Here is a 15952-nt window from a genome sequence, read left to right on the forward strand (position 1 = left end):
TCCCGTGGGGGGTGGGGCCGCCCGGCGCTTCGCGCGCCACCCCGGCCCACCCCCGCCCGCGACGGGCGGAATTTCTTGATGCACCGTTTTCGTACGCCCTGTGCGGTGGACAATAGGGGCATGAGCCAGCAGGGGGAGAGGCACACCGGTCACGGGGCCCGTTCCGGCCAGGAGGACGACTGGTGGGGCCAGTTGTACGACGAGTCGAAGGACGACACGGGCCCGGCCAAGGCAGCCGACACCCTGGACGACCGCTTCGCCTCGGCGTCGGACACGGTGGCCGACGGGGACGACGGCGGGGACGGCGGGGACGGCGGGGACGGCGGGGACGGGGACTCGGACCGGGACGAGCGTGCCGAGGGCTCCGGACCACCGGGAGTTCCCGGGCAACGGGGCGAGGCGTCCGGTGACCTGGCGTCGGCCCAGGGGGAGCCCGGACCGCGCGACGCCGACCCGGCCGAGCGCGAGCCCGCCCCCGACCGACGCCAAGCCCTCCCGGACTGGTTGACCGCATCGCCCCCTCGGCCACCCGAGCGCCCCGCGCCCGAACCACCACAGCCACCCCGGCCGCCGACCCCCGCGCCCCCTCGGCCGACGGTTCCGGAGCCCCCTCGGCCCTCAGCCCCGGAGACACCCCAGCCACCGACGACGGAGGCAGCCCGGACCGCGCCTCCAGCCCCGCCCGCCCCACCCGGAACCCCCGCGCCTCCCGTACCCCCACCGCTCCCCGAGCGCCCCGCGTCCCCGCCCACCGGGCCGCCCCCCGACCGCCCCCACCACCCTCCCGCCTACCGCGCCCCCGCCCCCTGGGCGGCCACCGTCGCCACCGCCGGGCCCGTCACGTTCCCCTCGGGGCGGCAGGCCGAACCCGCGGGGGCCTCGACGGACGAGGGGCGGGCATCGACCGAGGGGAGTGCGATGAGCGGCGCCGGAGAGGACGACGCGGCGGCGCGGGGCGACACGGAGGTGCCGGTCGGGGTGCCCGCGTACGTGGGGGACGGGCCGCCCACCTACGAGGCGGAGCCGACGGGTCTGCCCGCGGCCGACCCGGACGCCTTGGAGGAGCTGATCGCCGACACCGTGCTCGACGGGGCGCGCTACGGCACGAGCACCCTGCGCGCCGCGTCCGTGCGCGGCGACTCGGCCCGGTTCCGGGGCGAGCCGCGCCGCGACGCGCTGCTCACCGCCCGCTTCGGCACCGGCGAGGACGCCCTCGTCCTGGTCGCCATGGCCACCGGCGCCCGCGCCACGCCGGGCGCGCACCGGGCCGCCGCCGACGCCTGCGCGTGGATCGGCCGCGCGGTGGGCCGCAGCCACAGCCGCCTCGCCCAGGACATCCGCGCCGCGCGCCGCGGCGACCTCAAGTCGGGCCTGCACCGCCTCACCGACCGCAGCCTCGGCAAGCTCCGCGCCCGCGCCGCCGAACTCGGCCTGGAACCGGACGAGTACACGGCGACGCTGCGCTGTCTGCTGCTGCCCGCCGACCCCGATTGCCGCACCCGCGTGTTCTTCGGCATCGGCGCGGGCGGCCTGTTCCGGCTGCGCGGCGGCGAGTGGCAGGACATAGAGCCGCGCACGGCGGACACGGCGGGCGAGCCCGTCGTCGGCTTCGGCTCACCGCCCGCCGAGACCCCCGACGGCGACCGGCTCACCATGGACCTGGGGATCACCACACCCCCGAGCCCCTACGAGCCCGCGCCCGCGCCGCCGCGCGACCCCTTCCGCTTCCGGGCCTCCGTCGCCCGCCCGGGCGACACCCTGCTGCTGTGCAGCGGCGGCCTCGCCGAGCCGCTGCGCGGCGAACCGGAGCTGTCCCGCCACCTCACCCGCAGATGGGCCGAGGGCGGCCCACCGGGACTCGCCGCGTTCCTCGCCGACACCCAGGTGCGGGTGAAGGGCTACGCGGACGATCGCACCGTTGCCGCCGTTTGGGAGGCGTGAGCGGCGCCGCTGTGAATTCATGGACCCAACGAGAGCGAAGGGGTGCATGAAGAGATGGCCAAGCAGAACGTCGCCGAGCAGTTCGTCGACATCCTCGTACGCGCCGGAGTCAAACGCCTCTACGGAGTCGTCGGGGACAGCCTGAACCCCGTCGTCGACGCGATCCGCCGCACCAAGGCGATCGACTGGATCCAGGTCAGGCACGAGGAGACCGCCGCCTTCGCGGCCGGCGCGGAAGCGCAGATCACCGGCTCCCTCGCCGCCTGCGCGGGCTCCTGCGGCCCCGGCAACCTGCACCTCATCAACGGCCTCTACGACGCGCACCGCTCCATGGCCCCGGTCCTGGCCCTCGCCTCCCACATCCCGTCCTCCGAGATCGGCCTCGGCTACTTCCAGGAGACCCACCCCGACCAGCTGTTCCGCGAGTGCAGCCACTACAGCGAACTGATCTCCAACCCCAAGCAGATGCCGCGTCTGCTCCAGACCGCCATCCAGCACGCCGTCGGCCAGTCGGGCGTCAGCGTGGTGTCCCTGCCCGGCGACATCGCCTCCGAGCCCGCCCCGGACAAGGCCGCCGAGACCGCCCTCGTGACCTCACGGCCCTCCGTGCGGCCCGGCGACACCGAGATCGACAAGCTCGCCGCAATGATCGACGAGGCCGACCGGGTCACCCTCTTCTGCGGCAGCGGCACGGCGGGCGCGCACGCCGAGGTGATGGAGTTCGCCGAGAAGATCAAGTCCCCGGTGGGGCACGCCCTGCGGGGCAAGGAGTGGATCCAGTACGACAACCCGTACGACGTCGGCATGAGCGGACTGCTCGGCTACGGCGCCGCGTACGAGGCCACCCACGAGTGCGACCTCCTCATCCTGCTCGGCACGGACTTCCCGTACAACGCCTTCCTGCCCGACGACGTCAAGATCGCCCAGGTCGACGTGCGGCCCGAACGCCTCGGCCGCCGCTCCAAGCTCGACCTCGCCGTCTGGGGCGACGTGCGCGAGACCCTGCGCTGCCTCACCCCGCGCGTCCTGCCGAAGTCGAACCGCAAATTCCTCGACAAGATGCTGAAGAAGCACGCGGACGCGCTCGAAGGCGTCGTGAAGGCGTACACCCGCAAGGTCGAGAAGCACATCCCGATCCACCCGGAGTACGTCGCCTCCGTCCTCGACGACCTCGCCGCCGACGACGCCGTCTTCACCGTCGACACCGGCATGTGCAACGTCTGGGCCGCCCGCTACATCTCGCCCAACGGCAAGCGCCGCATCATCGGCTCCTTCAGCCACGGCTCCATGGCCAACGCCCTTCCGCAGGCGATCGGCGCCCAGTTCACCGACCGCAAGCGGCAGGTGATCTCCATGTCGGGCGACGGCGGGTTCTCCATGCTGATGGGCGACTTCCTCACCCTCGTCCAGTACGACCTGCCGGTGAAGGTCGTCCTCTTCAACAACTCCTCCCTCGGCATGGTGGAGTTGGAGATGCTCGTCGCCGGGCTGCCCTCGTACGGCACCAGCAACCACAACCCCGACTTCGCCGCCGTCGCCCGGGCCGCCGGTGCCTACGGCGTCCGCGTCGAGAAGCCCAAACAGCTCGCGGGCGCCCTCAAGGACGCCTTCTCGCACAAGGGCCCCGCCCTCGTCGACATCGTCACCGACCCCAACGCGCTGTCCATCCCGCCCAAGATCAGCTCGGAGATGGTCACCGGCTTCGCCCTCTCCGCCAGCAAGATCGTCCTCGACGGCGGGGTGGGCCGCATGCTCCAACTGGCCCGCTCCAACCTGCGCAACGTGCCCCGACCCTGACCCGACCGCCACTCGTCCTCAAACGCCGGACGGGCTATCTCCCACCCACCCGCCCGAACTTGCACTAGCAGCCCAACAGCCTGGCACCATCAGCCCCGAAGCACCTCGCCCACAGCGCCCTCGCCCACAGCGCCCACCCCCGCAGCGCCGCTTCGACTCGCCCCGCAGCGCCTCTCCGGCCCGCCCCGGGCAAGTTTTCAGCCCGTCGTGGGGGTCCCCCCTGCTCCTTAAGAGCTTGGGGGAGTTTGAGGACGAGGCGCGGAGCGCCGATTCGGGGGCGCCCCCGTCCCACGGCAACGGGACACCCACCCCCGGGATCGGAGAAGGGGTGGGACTGGGGCGCCCCCGCGAGGGCTACGCCGGGCGTAGGCGCAAGGTCAGGATCTGGAAGGGGCGGAGGGTGAGGGAGAGGCCCGCGCCGGAGGTGTCGGCCGGGTGGAGGGGGCGTTCCAGGAGGTCCGTGACGTCGGCGCGGGTGACGGGGAAGGACGTGGTGAGCACGGCACGGGCCCGCCCACCCCGGGACTCGTACAGGCGCACCACCACGTCCCCACTGCGGTCCTCCGCGAGCTTGACGGACTCGACGGTCACCCCGGGGTGGTCGACCCGCACGAGGGGCGCCACCGCGGGTGCCGAGGCGACCCGCAGCGGCAGATTGAGGGCAAGCCCCTCCGCGACGGCGTCCCCCGTCCCGGCACCGGGCAGCAGCGCGTAGGCGAAGTGATGGGTGCCGAGATCGGTCTCGGGGTCGGGACTGTGCGGCGCGCGCAGCAGCGTGAGCCGGACGGTGGTGCCGAGCCCCTCGGCGTGCGCGACCCGGGTCACGTCGTGCCCGTACGTGGAGTCGTTGAGCACCGCGACCCCGTACCCGTCCTCGGCCACCCGCAGCCACCGATGCGCACAGATCTCGAAACGCGCCGCGTCCCAGGAGGTGTTGGCGTGCGTGGGCCGCTGCACGTGCCCGAACTGGATCTCCGCGGCGGACCTCTCGGCCTGCACGTCCAGCGGGAAGGCGGCCTTGAGGACCTTCTCCGACTCGCGCCACTCGACTTCGGTGACGACGTCGAGGCGGCGGCTGCCCGCGGCGAGCCGCAGCTCCTGGGTGATCCGCGACCCGGCGCCGAAGACGCGGACGACCCGCACGGACGCCCGCAGCGGCCCGTCCTCGACCAGCTCGACCGACTCCGCCGCCGTGAGGTCGGTGTGGCGGTGGCGGTAGTGCTTGTCGAGGTCCCACGCGTCGTAGTGGGTGGGGTGGTCGGGGTGCAGCTGGAGGAGGTTGCCGCGGCTGCCGGGGGCGAGGACCTCCCGGTCGGCGGCCCGGTCGAGGACGGAGGCGATGAGGCCGTCGGAGTCGACGGTGACGCGCAGGTGCTCGTTGGAGAGGACGATCTCCTGGCCCGTGCGGGTCGCCGAGGTCACCGCCCCCGCCTCCCGCTCCTGCCCGGCGGCCTCCGCGAGCCCGCGGGTGCCGAGCCCGCCGACGCTCACGTGCACGAGCCGCCCCTCGTGCTCGACGACCTCACTCCGCTCGTACGGCGAGGAGTTGAGCACCGAGGCCTCGCCGCCGCCGAGGTGCCGCACCGCCTCGGCGGTGAGCGAGTCCAGCTCGGCGAGGACGCGTGCGTAGGTGTCGCGGGCCTCGCGGTGCACCCAGGCGATGGAGGATCCGGGCAGGATGTCGTGGAACTGGTGCAGCAGGACCGTCTTCCACAGCCGGTCCAGGTCGTCGTACGGATAGGCGTACCCCGGGTCCTTCACGGCGGCCACCGCGCACCACAACTCAGCCTCGCGCAGGGCGTGTTCACTGCGCCGGTTGCCGCGCTTGGTGGCCGCCTGCGAGGTGTACGTCGCCCGGTGCAGCTCCAGATACAGCTCCCCGGACCACACCGGCGCCCGCTCGCCGTACTCCTCCTCGGCCGCCGCGAAGAACGCCGAAGGGCGCTCGACCTCGACGCGCGGCGAGCCCTCCAGGGAACGCAGGCGGCGCGCCCGCTCCAGCATCTCGCGGGTCGGACCGCCGCCGCCGTCGCCCCAGCCGAACGGCACCAGGGAGCGCGTCGCCCGGCCCTTGTCGGCGAAGTTCCGCTCCGCGTGGGCGAGTTCGGTGCCGTGCAGCTGGGAGTTGTACGTGTCCACCGGCGGGAAGTGCGTGAAGACCCGCGTCCCGTCGATGCCCTCCCACCAGAAGGTGTGGTGCGGCATCTTGTTGGACTGGTTCCAGCTCAGCTTCTGGGTGAGGAACCACCGTACGCCCGCGAGCTTCGCCAACTGCGGGAAGGCGGCGGTGTATCCGAAGGAGTCCGGCAGCCAGATCTCCTCCGTGTCGACCCCGAACTCCTCCTGGAAGAACCGTTTCCCGTGCACGATCTGCCGCGCCAGCGCCTCACCGCCCGGCATGTTGGCGTCCGACTCCACCCACATCGACCCCACCGGAGCCCAGTTCCCGTCCGTGACGGCCTTCTTGATGCGCTCCCAGATGTGCGGCTGGTGCTCCTTCACCCACGCGTACTGCTGCGCCTGCGAGCAGGCGAACACCAGCTCCGGATAGTCACGCGCGAGCGCCGTCACATTGGCGAACGTACGGGACGCCTTGCGCACCGTCTCGCGCAGCGGCCACAGCCACGCCGAGTCGATATGCGCGTGCCCGGCAGCCGATACGCGGTGGGCGCTGGCGTGCGCGGGCCGCGCGAGCACCTCGGCGAGCTCGGCGCGGGCCGCGGCGGCGGTGCCGGAGACGTCGTGCAGATCGAGCGTGTCGAGCATGTCCTCAAGGGCCCGCAGGATCTCGTGCCGTCGCGGCTGTCCCGTGTTCAACTCCCGCATGAGCTCCGAGAGGACCTCGATGTCCAGGACGAGGTGCCAGACGGGCTCGTCGAGTACGGCGAGGTCGGCAGCCGCGAATCGGTAGATGGGCCGATCGCCGGCCGTCAGGATGTCGCCGAGCGGGGTCGGTACGAAGTCGTGCAGCACCGTCGGGTTGGCTGCCGCTTCAAGCAGCAGGCGCACCGGCTCGCCGCCCCGGGCGCGGGTGGCCACCGGCACATGACGGTTGCGCGGGTGAATGCCCTTCAGCGGCACCCCCGAGGCGTCGTACACCAGACCCTCCGCCTGGAAGCCCGGCCCCTCCCCGGTGAACCCGGGATCGATCACCGCCTCCACCTGTCGCCCCTCCCACTCCCGGGGCACCTCGCCCTCGAGCCGGAACCAGCTCGTCGACCAGGGCTTTCCCCAGTCGGATCCGGCCTCGAACGGCTCATACGTCTCCGCGAGTGCCTCGCCCACGGGCACCGGCTCGCCCGGCGCGTGCCACACGGACAGGGAGAGCGGCACCCGCGCCGCGTACTGGGCGGGCCTGATGAACTGCCGCAGCGCGCGCTCCAGGCGCTCCTCCACCAGCGTTCGGTCGTCGTGCACAGCGGCTCCTTCGCGTGGTCGCTCACGGGGTCGATCGGGGGCGATCAGGGCGTACTCGGCTTCACTTCCCCCCAACCCATCGGCGCATCCGTCCCCTTGATTGACGAATGGACATGAGTGCGGCTTGGCGGGACGGGAATGCATCCCGTGAGCGTGTTCGAGTCGGAGACCGGTCGGGGGGCTTGGTCACAGTGGTCATCGGGTGGGCGGGGTCATGATGAGACACCTAAGAGGAGGAGCTGCCACCGGTTCGGTGGGTTCCGTTGAAGCCGTCGAAGCCGCCGGTGGGGAGGCATCCGCTCCGCGACGCGGGGACGAGTCGGCCGGGGGCGCGGTGGGGGTCGGCCGGATGCAGTTACGGCGGCGGCTCGGGCGTGCCGACTTACGGGCGGTGTCCGAGGTGCGGGGTGCGTTACGGGAACTGCTGCGGCACTGGGGGCGGCCCGGGCGGGCCGAGACCGCGGAGCTGTTGGCCAGTGAGCTGGTCACCAATGCGCTCGTCCATACGGACCGGGACGCGATTCTGACCGCCACGGTGGGGCCGCGGCGGCTGCGGGTCGAGGTCCGGGACTTCGTGGGGCGGCGGCCGCTGCCGCGGGCGCCCGGGAACGCCGAGGACACCCACGGGCGTGGGCTGCTCCTCGTCCAGTCCCTCGCCGACGCGTGGGGGGTGCGGGTGCACGGGGTGGGCAAGGTGGTGTGGTTCGAGTTGGACGGGGACGCGGGCTGATCCCTCGCGGGGCGCCCCGGTCCCGCCCCTTCTCCGAAACCGGGGCGCTGCGCCCCCTGGACCCCGGCCTCCCGTCGGTGTCCCCTTCGGGTGGGACGGTCCTCCGCCGAATCGGCGCTCCGCGCCTCGTCCTCAATCGCCGGACGGGCTGGAAACATCGCCGAGGCGGGCTGGGTGGGCAAGTCGTTTCGGGGCTGAGAGTGCCGGGCTGTTGAGCTGGTGGTGCGAGTTTGGGCGGGTGGGTGGGAGAGAGCCTGTCCGGCGATTGAGGACGAGGCCGGAGGCCGATCGAGGGTGCCTCCGGCCGAGCCGTCAGCCGAACTGCTGCTCCAGATCCTTCAGCTTCTGCTCCAGCGAGTCGAGCCGGGGCAACGTCTGGGTGTCGTCCTCGGCGGTGAGGTCGACGGTGACCGGTGCGGACGGGTCATTCGGGACGGCCTGAAGGGAGGGCCGGGACCGTACGGGAAGCTCGTCCTGGGACGGGGATGGCGATGGCGCCGCTATGGCAGGGTCCGCGCCGACCTGCGCGGACCCTCCCGTGGAACCCATCTGGACGTCCACCTGACGGCCACCGCGCCCGTGGTACCCACGATGCCCCCGGCTGATGGCCTTGAGCTGCGCCCGCTCCAGCTTCTCCTGGTCCCGCCGTCGCGTGCGCGCCTGCTCCTTCTCGCGCCGGTCCTCGCGGACCTCCTCGACGGCCTCGTCGAGGGTGCGTACGCCTTCGAGCAGCATCAGCGACCACGCGCCGAAGGTCTCCCGGGGCGCCCGCAGCCACCGCACGATGCGGATCTGCGGCAGCGGCCGCGGCACGAGCCCCTGCTCGCGCAGCGCGGCCCGGCGGGTCTGCTTCAGGGCCCGGTCGAAGAGGACGGCCGCGGACAGCGACATCCCGGCGAAGAACTGCGGGGCACCGGCGTGCCCGATGCCGCGCGGCGCGTGCACCCAGTTGAACCAGGCGGCGGCCCCGGCGAACGTCCAGACCAGGAGCCGCGAGCCGAGCGCGGCGTCACCGTGGCTGGCCTCGCGCACCGCGAGGACGGAGCAGAACATGGCGGCGCCGTCGAGGCCGAAGGGGACCAGGTACTCCCAGCCGCCGGAGAGGTTCAGATTCTGTCGGCCGAAGCCGACGAGTCCGTGGAAGGAGAGGGCGGCGGCGACCGCCGCGCAGCAGAAGAGGAGGACGTAGGAGGCGGTGCCGTAGACGGCTTCCTTGCGCCTGCGGCGCTCCTCGTTGCGTTCCCACGAGTCGTCGCTGGTGGCCACTTTCGCCTGGGCCTTCCTGCCCCGCGCGAGTACCGCCACCGCGACTGCCATGCCCAGGAGCAGGATCCCGCCGGGCAGCAGCCAGTCCAGCGATATGTCGGTCAGTCTCATCTGGCGTCCCTTGCGTCGCGTAGGGCGAGTTCGGGCGCCATAGTGGCCCACCGCGCACGGCGCCCAAGGCGGTTTTCGGGCAAGAGGACGCCAAGGGGGTGGTGAAGGCCGTACCGAGCGCCGAATACCTCGAACTCACGCGTGAGACGCTGGAATCGGGTTCGATTAAACGCGCACGAAGGGGTGGTTCGCCGGGGGCGTCAGCTCGCCGCGTCGGCCGTCAGCCGGGCGACGCGGTCCGCGTCGCACATGCGGGGGCAGGTGACGCAGGTGTCGGCGGGCCGCAGCGTGTAGAACATGCAGCAGCTCGCGCGGTCCCGGGTGGGCAGCTTCTCGCCGTTCGGCCCGGTGAGTTCGCGGAACGCGGCCGTGCCCACGTACGGCTTCGTGGCGCCCGGGAGCAGCTGCTCCAGCTCGGTCGTGGCGCGCTGCTCCTCGCCGAGGAGGTGGGCCACGTACCAGAGGCCCTCGACGATCTCGTCCGTGGCGACGGCCCACAGTGCCCGGCCCCGGCGCCGCATGCGCGGGCCGAAGCCGTCGAGCAGCGGTCCCATGTGCTCGGCCACGGCAGCCCGCAGCTCGGCGCGCAGCGCCTCCTCGTCCGCGACGACGCGGGCGCCGGGCAGCGCGGCCGCCGGGTCGTCCGGCAGGCAGACGAATCCGCCCGGGCGCACCGCGATCTTCCCGAGGGCGCGCTGGAAGAAGACGTTGTCGACGGGGTAGCTCGGCACCCGGCGCTGGAGGAACCACGGCACCGTGAACAGCAGGGTGGCGGGCCAGGCGTAGCGGTGCAGGCCGAAGCTGGCGACGACGTCCGGGCGGGCCTGCTGGCCGTAGTCCTTGATGACCTGCGCGTCGTCCCAGGCGAGGAACTCCTCGAACTCGGGCCCGGCCTCCGCGAGCCCGGCCGCGCCCACCCAGCCACCGCCCCGCGGCGGCTGTTCGTCCTCGGCCAGCTCCTGGATGCGCAGCCCGGGGAACACCTCGGTGAGGCGGGCGTAGGCGGCGGTGACGGGGCTCTGAGCGCGCTCCGTACGTCGAGCGCCGCTTTCCAGGGTGGGAACGGACATGCGCGGGGACCACCGAATCACGATCGATTGCAGGTAAGCCTAACCTTACCCAACATGATCGAGGTTTCAACTGCGGTCGTGTCCGCCTATGGTGCTTCTCGTACGTTTCGGACTGACGGGGCACGGAAGTGCGGGAGGCAAGCGTGGAGCGGGCGGGAGCGCGGACGGCGGATGTGACCGCCATGCGCGCCGCCGGGCGCGTGCCGGAGCAGCCGGAGCGGTCGGAGGTGCGACAGGCGGACGCGGCGGCGCGGGGTGAGCACACGCACGACGGGCCCGACGGGGGCGGCGGCGCCCTCGACGCGCCGGATGACGCCATCTCGGGCATATCGGCTGTTCCTGGCCCTTCCCGGCATCTCGGCGTGCCGCCCCCGCGCAAGCCCATGCAGCGCGCCTCCGTGCGCGGGCAAGTGCTCGACGCCCTGCGCGCGGCCCTGGTGGGCGGCGAGCTGGCGCCGGGCGAGGTGTACTCCGCCCCGGCGCTCGGCGAGCGCTTCGGGGTCTCGGCGACGCCCGTGCGCGAGGCGATGCAGCAGCTCGCGCTCGAAGGCGCGGTGGAGGTGGTCCCCAACCGCGGCTTCCGGGTCACCCGGCGCGGCGCGCGTGAGCTGGGGGAGCTGGCCGAGGTGCGGGCGCTGATCGAGGTGCCGGTGATGCTGCGGCTCGCCCGCACCGTGCCCGCGGAGGCCTGGGCGCGGCTGCGCCCCCTGGCGGAGGCGACCGTGGCCGCCGCGGCCTGCGCCGACCTGGCCCGCTACGCCGAGGCGGACCGGGCCTTCCACGGCGCCCTGCTCGGCCTCTCCGGCAACCAGCAGCTCGTCCAGGTCGCCGACGACCTGCACCGCCGCTCCCAGTGGCCCCTGGTCACGGGCCCTGTCGCGGGCCGCCGCGCCGACCTCGTGGCCGACGCCGCCGAGCACATGGCCCTCCTGGACGCCCTGGTCGCCCGCGACCTCCCGGTGGTCCAGTCCCTGGTGCGCGAACACTTCACGGGCGGCGACGGCTGACCTGACGGGATCGCCCGCCCTGGCGGGAACACCCGGGCGGGCGGCGCCACCCGCCCGGGCCGCCGTGCCCCCGCGGCCTCAGGCCGCCGGAGCCGGCGGCGTCAGCTGTGCCGCGAGCCACGACGGCACCCCGCCCAGGAGGCGGAACAGACGGGTGGCCTCGGCGCGCAGCCGGGACGCCTCCGGTTCGGGTTCCGCGTCCGCGAGGGCGGCCAGGGCCGGGGCCGTGCCGACGAGGAAGCCGAGTTCCTCACGGATGCGCAGGGACTCCGCGAAGCCGTGTCGGGCGTCGGCCAACTCGCCCTCGCGCAGGGCGAGTCCGGCGAGGTGGCGCCAGGTGAAGGAGAGGAGGAGCGGGTCGTCGTGGGCGGTGGCGCCGGCGTGGGCGCGGCGGTAGGCGGCACGGGCCGCCTGCGGGGAGTCCGCGATGTGCTCGGCGATCAGGCCGCGGCGGAAGTCCAGGAGGGGGCGCCCGGAGGAGCCGGGGGCGAGCAGCGCGGCGGCCCTGCCGAGCGCGGTGCGGGCCTCGTCGGCCCGGTCCCGTACACCCAACACCGTTGCTGCGTAAGCGAGTTGGCCGCGTTCGCAGGCGGCGGCGCCGCGGGCGTCGTCATCGTCGGCGACCGCCTCCGCCGTCCGCAGGCTGTCCTCGGCCTCGTCCCAGCCGTCGCCGGTGAACAGGCAGCGCTCGATGAGGAGCGAGGTTCTCTGGACGGCGACGTCCGCGCCCTCTCGGGTGGCGAGCAGCGCCGCCGCGTCGGTCCAGCAGCCGCGCGAGCGCAGCCGCCATACCGCGGTCTGGAGTGGATCGTTCGAAGCGTTCGTTCCGGTACCAGACATGGCGGTATGCGCCACGTTGCCCTCCCCTAGCGCGCCATTGAGCTGTTGAGTCGTGGGCGAATCTCAGCACGGATCGGCGCGCTCGGCCAAGGGGATGGGTGAAAGATTTCACAAACGAGGGGGAACGAGAGCCGAGGGACGGGCGGAGGCCGCGGGGCGTGGGGAGACGCCCGCGGCCCCTGGGATCCGGCCCGAGGGCCTCAACTCATGCGCAGGGCCAGGAAGAAGTCCAGCTTGTCCTCAAGTCGGGAAAGGTCACGGCCCGTCAACTGCTCGATACGCCCGACCCGGTAGCGCAGCGTGTTGACGTGCAGGTGCAGCCGGGTCGCGCAGCGCGTCCAGGAGCCGTCGCAGTCGAGGAACGCCTCGAGGGTCGGGATGAGCTCGGCGCGGTGCCTGCGGTCGTACTCGCGCAGCGGGTCGAGCAGGCGCGCGGTGAACGCGCGGCGCACGTCGTCGGGGACGAAGGGCAGCAGCAGCACGTGCGAGGCCAGCTCCTGGTGGCCCGCCGCGCACACCCGGCCGGGCCGCGCCGCGGCGACCCTGCGGGCGTGCCGGGCCTCCTCCAGGGCGCCCCGCAGGCCCTCCGCCGAGTGCACGGACGCGCTGACGCCGATCGTGAGCCGCCCGTCGTCCGCGAGGCCCGCCGAGAGCGGCTCCCGCACGGCCGCGAGCAGCGTGTCCGCGAGCAGCCCCGGCTCGGCGCCGTCCACCTCGGTGGACAGCGCGGGCAGCGGCACGAGCGCGATGGCCTCGTCGCCCGTGTGGGCCACCGCGATCCGGTCGGACGGGTCGGGTCCGGCCGCCGTCGGGTCGACCAGGATCTCCTCCAGGAGCGACTGGGCCACCGGGCCGCCCTCGATGCCCGAGCCGTCGGCGCCGTCGGCTGAGTTGGCTGCGTTCCACTCGACCCGCGCCACCACGACCTGCCAGTGCGGCGCCGCCCCGAGGCCCGGCAGCAGCACCGGTGCCGCGACCCGCAGACGCGCCGCGATCTCGGCGGGCGCCGCACCCGTCTGGACCAGTTCGAGCACTTCCTGGGCCAGGCGGCGGCGCACCGTGCGCGCCGCGTCCCTGCGGTCCCGCTCCACGGCGATCAGCTGGGTGACGCCCTGGAGCAGGTCGAGCCGCTCCTCGGGCCAGTCGCCCGCGTCCGCCTCGACGGCGAGCAGCCAGTCCGACAGGACCGTCTCGCGCACGTCCCGGGACGCGCTGACCGCACCCCGGCCACTGGACCGAATGGGGAACAGGGAGTACGTGACGCCGTCCACGCTCACCCGGTGCGGGCCCCTGCGCCCCGTCCTGGCGGCGGCGAGCTGCTCCCCGGCCAGCCGCGCGCAGACCGCCGCGGGCAGGGCCGGGCCCGCCGTGCCCGCGCCGGCGATGGGCCGTCCGGCGGGGGAGAGCACCCAGGCCCGCAGGTCCAGGTCGGTGCCGAGCAGGTCGAGGACCACGTCGGGGCCGCCGCCCGCGGGGCCCGAGGTCATCAGGCGGCGGTGGCGGTCCACCACGGCCGCCAGGTCCCCGGCGCGCTCGCCGGACACCTGGCGTACGACGTGCTCGGTGATCGTCGCGAACGCCACCGACTCGTTGACCGCGAACAGCGGCAGGCGGTGGCGGGCGCACGCCTCCACCAGGTCGTCGGGGACGGAGCCCAGCTCCGCCTCGCCCGCGGCCAGCGCGGCGACCCCGGCGGCTGCGAGAATACGTACAAAAGGCTCGGTGTCCGAGGCGTCCCTGCGCCAGGCGAGACCGGTGAGCACCAGCTCGCCGCCCGCAAGGTAGCGGCTGGGGTCGCGCAGGTCCGTGGTCATCACGCCACGCACGGTGCGGTCCAGCTCGTCCTCGCCGCCGAGCAGCCTGAGGCCCAGCGCGTCGGTGTCAAGGAGTGCGCGCAGCCGCATGGTGTCGTCGCCGCCGATCTGTCTCGATTTGATGTCCGGCCGGGATCCCGGACGAACCCGGGGTCGCGGAGTCCCGAAGGTGTCGCGGTTTCTAGAGGGAATCCGCGAGGTTACTGGGGACCGTTCTTCATACGAATCTACAAGACTCGCGCCTTGGCCAGCCAACTCCTTCATGGTTTCGGTGACTGACCCCATCGGACGACCGGGCGGTGTACTTGCCCCACTCCGCGTTAACAGCACATGAACGAGTAGTCGAGAGGCGAAGGACAGCCTCGGCCAGAACGTTGGCCGGAACGTTCGCCCCGGCTCGTCAGCCTAGTAAGCCCCGGTCGGATCCCCAGCGGGAGCCGACCGCACGGCACGATCACGAAGAGAGAGCCACTCATGGACTTCCTTCGCCCCGCCAGCTGGGAGGAGGCGCTCGCCGCGAAGGCCGAGCACCCCACCGCTGTGCCGATTGCGGGTGGCACCGATGTCATGGTCGAGATCAACTTCGACCACCGTCGTCCGGAGTACCTGCTGGACCTCAACCGCATCGGTGAGCTGCGGGAGTGGGAGGTCGGTGCGGACACCGTCCGGCTCGGCGCTTCGGTCCCGTACACGGACATCATGGAGAACCTGCGCGCCGAGCTGCCCGGCCTCGCGCTCGCCTCGCACACGGTCGCCTCGCCGCAGATCCGCAACCGCGGCGGCGTCGGCGGCAACCTCGGCACGGCGTCGCCCGCCGGTGACGCCCATCCGGCGCTGCTCGCCGCGGACTGCGAGGTCGAGGTGGAGTCCGTACGCGGCTCGCGCCTGATCCCGATCGACGCGTTCTACACCGGCGTGAAGCGCAACGCGCTCGCCGCGGACGAGCTGATCCGGGCCGTGCACATCAAGAAGGCCGACGGGCCGCAGCAGTACTCCAAGGTGGGTACGCGCAACGCCATGGTCATCGCCGTGTGCGCGTTCGGCATCGCGCTGCACCCCGAGACCCGCACCGTGCGGACCGGCATCGGCTCCGCCGCCCCTACGCCCATCCGGGCGAAGGCGGCCGAGGAGTTCCTGAACGCGGCGCTCGAAGAGGGCGGCTTCTGGGACAGCAAGAAGATCATCACCCCCTCGATCGCCAAGCAGTTCGCGGAGCTCGCCTCCGGAGCCGCCAACCCGATCGACGACGTGCGCGGCACGGCGAACTACCGCCGTCACGCCGTCGGGATCATGGCCCGCCGCACGCTCGGCTGGACCTGGGAGTCGTACCGCGGCAACGGCCGCAGCACTGAGGGAGTCGCATAATGCGCGTGAACTTCACGGTCAACGGCCGTCAACAGGAAGCCGACGACGTCTGGGAGGGCGAGTCCCTCCTGTACGTGCTGCGCGAGCGCATGGGTCTGCCGGGTTCCAAGAACGCCTGTGAGCAGGGCGAGTGCGGTTCCTGCACCGTCCGTCTCGACGGCGTCCCGGTGTGTTCGTGTCTGGTCGCGGCCGGGCAGGTGGAGGGCCGCGAGGTCACCACCGTCGAGGGCCTCGCCGACTACGCCAAGCACCGCGAGAGCGCCCACCCGGGCGGCGGCTGCGCCACCGGCGCCTGCGGCACTTCGCTCCAGGCCGCCCAGCAGTGGAGCGCCAAGGGCCAGGACTCACAGACCGGCGAAGGCACCGAACTCTCCCCGATCCAGCAGGCGTTCATCGACGCCGGCGCCGTCCAGTGCGGCTTCTGCACCCCCGGCCTGCTCGTCGCGGCCGACGAGCTCCTGGAGCGCAACGACACGCCCTCCGACGCGGACATCCGCGAGGCGCTGTCCGGCAACCTCTGCCGCTGCACCGGTTACGAGAAGATCCTCGACGCGGTCCGCCTGGCCGCGGCCCGTCAGGGAGAGGCGGTCTGAT

At 73.1% G+C, this 15952-nt stretch carries 11 protein-coding genes; 6 read left to right on the forward strand and 5 right to left on the reverse strand.

Annotation, left to right across the window (positions count from 1 at the left end; all coding sequences use genetic code 11):
• The first annotated feature begins 120 nt into the window (after nt 1-120).
• Together ACFVHO_RS02630 and ACFVHO_RS02635 are read left to right on the forward strand one after the other, a co-directional pair.
• On the forward strand, nt 121-1941 hold the full coding sequence (locus ACFVHO_RS02630) for a protein phosphatase 2C domain-containing protein (RefSeq protein WP_385709136.1): 1821 nt from the start codon (nt 121-123) through the stop codon (nt 1939-1941).
• A gap of 54 nt (nt 1942-1995) precedes the next feature.
• Nucleotides 1996-3738, forward strand: a complete 1743-nt coding sequence (locus ACFVHO_RS02635) for a pyruvate dehydrogenase (RefSeq protein WP_385709138.1) — start codon at nt 1996-1998, stop codon at nt 3736-3738.
• Between the two features lie 354 nt (nt 3739-4092).
• Here the strand turns inward: ACFVHO_RS02635 and ACFVHO_RS02640 are convergent, their stop codons facing one another.
• Nucleotides 4093-7155, reverse strand: a complete 3063-nt coding sequence (locus ACFVHO_RS02640; protein ID WP_385709141.1) for an alpha-mannosidase — start codon at nt 7153-7155, stop codon at nt 4093-4095.
• 349 nt (nt 7156-7504) lie between these two features.
• Here ACFVHO_RS02640 and ACFVHO_RS02645 point away from each other — a divergent pair, with 349 nt between their 5' ends.
• Complete coding sequence (locus ACFVHO_RS02645; RefSeq protein WP_385709372.1) at nt 7505-7885, forward strand: ATP-binding protein; 381 nt, start codon at nt 7505-7507, stop codon at nt 7883-7885.
• Nucleotides 7886-8197: 312 nt separating this feature from the next.
• Here ACFVHO_RS02645 and ACFVHO_RS02650 read toward each other — a convergent pair whose 3' ends face one another.
• On the reverse strand, nt 8198-9262 hold the full coding sequence (locus tag ACFVHO_RS02650; protein WP_385709144.1) for a DUF2637 domain-containing protein: 1065 nt from the start codon (nt 9260-9262) through the stop codon (nt 8198-8200).
• A gap of 200 nt (nt 9263-9462) precedes the next feature.
• Nucleotides 9463-10332: a (2Fe-2S)-binding protein gene (locus ACFVHO_RS02655; RefSeq protein ID WP_385709147.1), complete on the reverse strand. Its 870-nt coding sequence runs from the start codon at nt 10330-10332 to the stop codon at nt 9463-9465.
• Between the two features lie 182 nt (nt 10333-10514).
• Between ACFVHO_RS02655 and ACFVHO_RS02660 the strand changes: the two genes are divergently transcribed.
• Nucleotides 10515-11339 (forward strand): GntR family transcriptional regulator, encoded by an 825-nt coding sequence (locus ACFVHO_RS02660; protein WP_385709375.1) that lies wholly within the window; start codon nt 10515-10517, stop codon nt 11337-11339.
• A gap of 78 nt (nt 11340-11417) precedes the next feature.
• On the opposite strand, the gene ACFVHO_RS02665 is transcribed toward ACFVHO_RS02660, so the two are convergent.
• Nucleotides 11418-12194, reverse strand: coding sequence for a hypothetical protein (locus ACFVHO_RS02665; protein WP_385709149.1), 777 nt, complete (start codon nt 12192-12194; stop codon nt 11418-11420).
• A 185-nt stretch (nt 12195-12379) separates the two neighbouring features.
• A complete protein-coding gene (locus tag ACFVHO_RS02670) occupies nt 12380-14083 on the reverse strand; it encodes a PucR family transcriptional regulator (RefSeq protein WP_385709152.1) in 1704 nt (567 codons plus the stop codon).
• Nucleotides 14084-14467: 384 nt separating this feature from the next.
• Between ACFVHO_RS02670 and ACFVHO_RS02675 the strand changes: the two genes are divergently transcribed.
• Nucleotides 14468-15358 (forward strand): FAD binding domain-containing protein, encoded by an 891-nt coding sequence (locus ACFVHO_RS02675; RefSeq protein WP_385709155.1) that lies wholly within the window; start codon nt 14468-14470, stop codon nt 15356-15358.
• The gene (locus tag ACFVHO_RS02680) at nt 15358-15951 is read left to right on the forward strand and encodes a (2Fe-2S)-binding protein (RefSeq protein WP_385709158.1); all 594 of its coding nucleotides are present in this window, start codon (nt 15358-15360) and stop codon (nt 15949-15951) included. Before ACFVHO_RS02675 ends, ACFVHO_RS02680 begins: the two co-directional genes overlap by 1 nt.
• Nucleotide 15952: the final 1 nt, after the last annotated feature.

The sequence above is a fragment of the Streptomyces sp. NPDC127108 genome, assembly GCF_042677545.1.
Lineage (GTDB): Bacteria > Actinomycetota > Actinomycetes > Streptomycetales > Streptomycetaceae > Streptomyces.

Coding starts and splice junctions, on each gene's coding strand:
- ACFVHO_RS02630 (WP_385709136.1), top strand. CDS start 121: ATGAGCCAGCAGGGGGAGAGGCACACCGGTCACGGGGCCCGTTCCGGC.
- ACFVHO_RS02635 (WP_385709138.1), top strand. CDS start 1,996: ATGGCCAAGCAGAACGTCGCCGAGCAGTTCGTCGACATCCTCGTACGC.
- ACFVHO_RS02645 (WP_385709372.1), top strand. CDS start 7,505: ATGCAGTTACGGCGGCGGCTCGGGCGTGCCGACTTACGGGCGGTGTCC.
- ACFVHO_RS02650 (WP_385709144.1), bottom strand. CDS start 9,262: ATGAGACTGACCGACATATCGCTGGACTGGCTGCTGCCCGGCGGGATC.
- ACFVHO_RS02655 (WP_385709147.1), bottom strand. CDS start 10,332: ATGTCCGTTCCCACCCTGGAAAGCGGCGCTCGACGTACGGAGCGCGCT.
- ACFVHO_RS02660 (WP_385709375.1), top strand. CDS start 10,515: ATGCGCGCCGCCGGGCGCGTGCCGGAGCAGCCGGAGCGGTCGGAGGTG.
- ACFVHO_RS02670 (WP_385709152.1), bottom strand. CDS start 14,083: ATGCGGCTGCGCGCACTCCTTGACACCGACGCGCTGGGCCTCAGGCTG.
- ACFVHO_RS02675 (WP_385709155.1), top strand. CDS start 14,468: ATGGACTTCCTTCGCCCCGCCAGCTGGGAGGAGGCGCTCGCCGCGAAG.
- ACFVHO_RS02680 (WP_385709158.1), top strand. CDS start 15,358: ATGCGCGTGAACTTCACGGTCAACGGCCGTCAACAGGAAGCCGACGAC.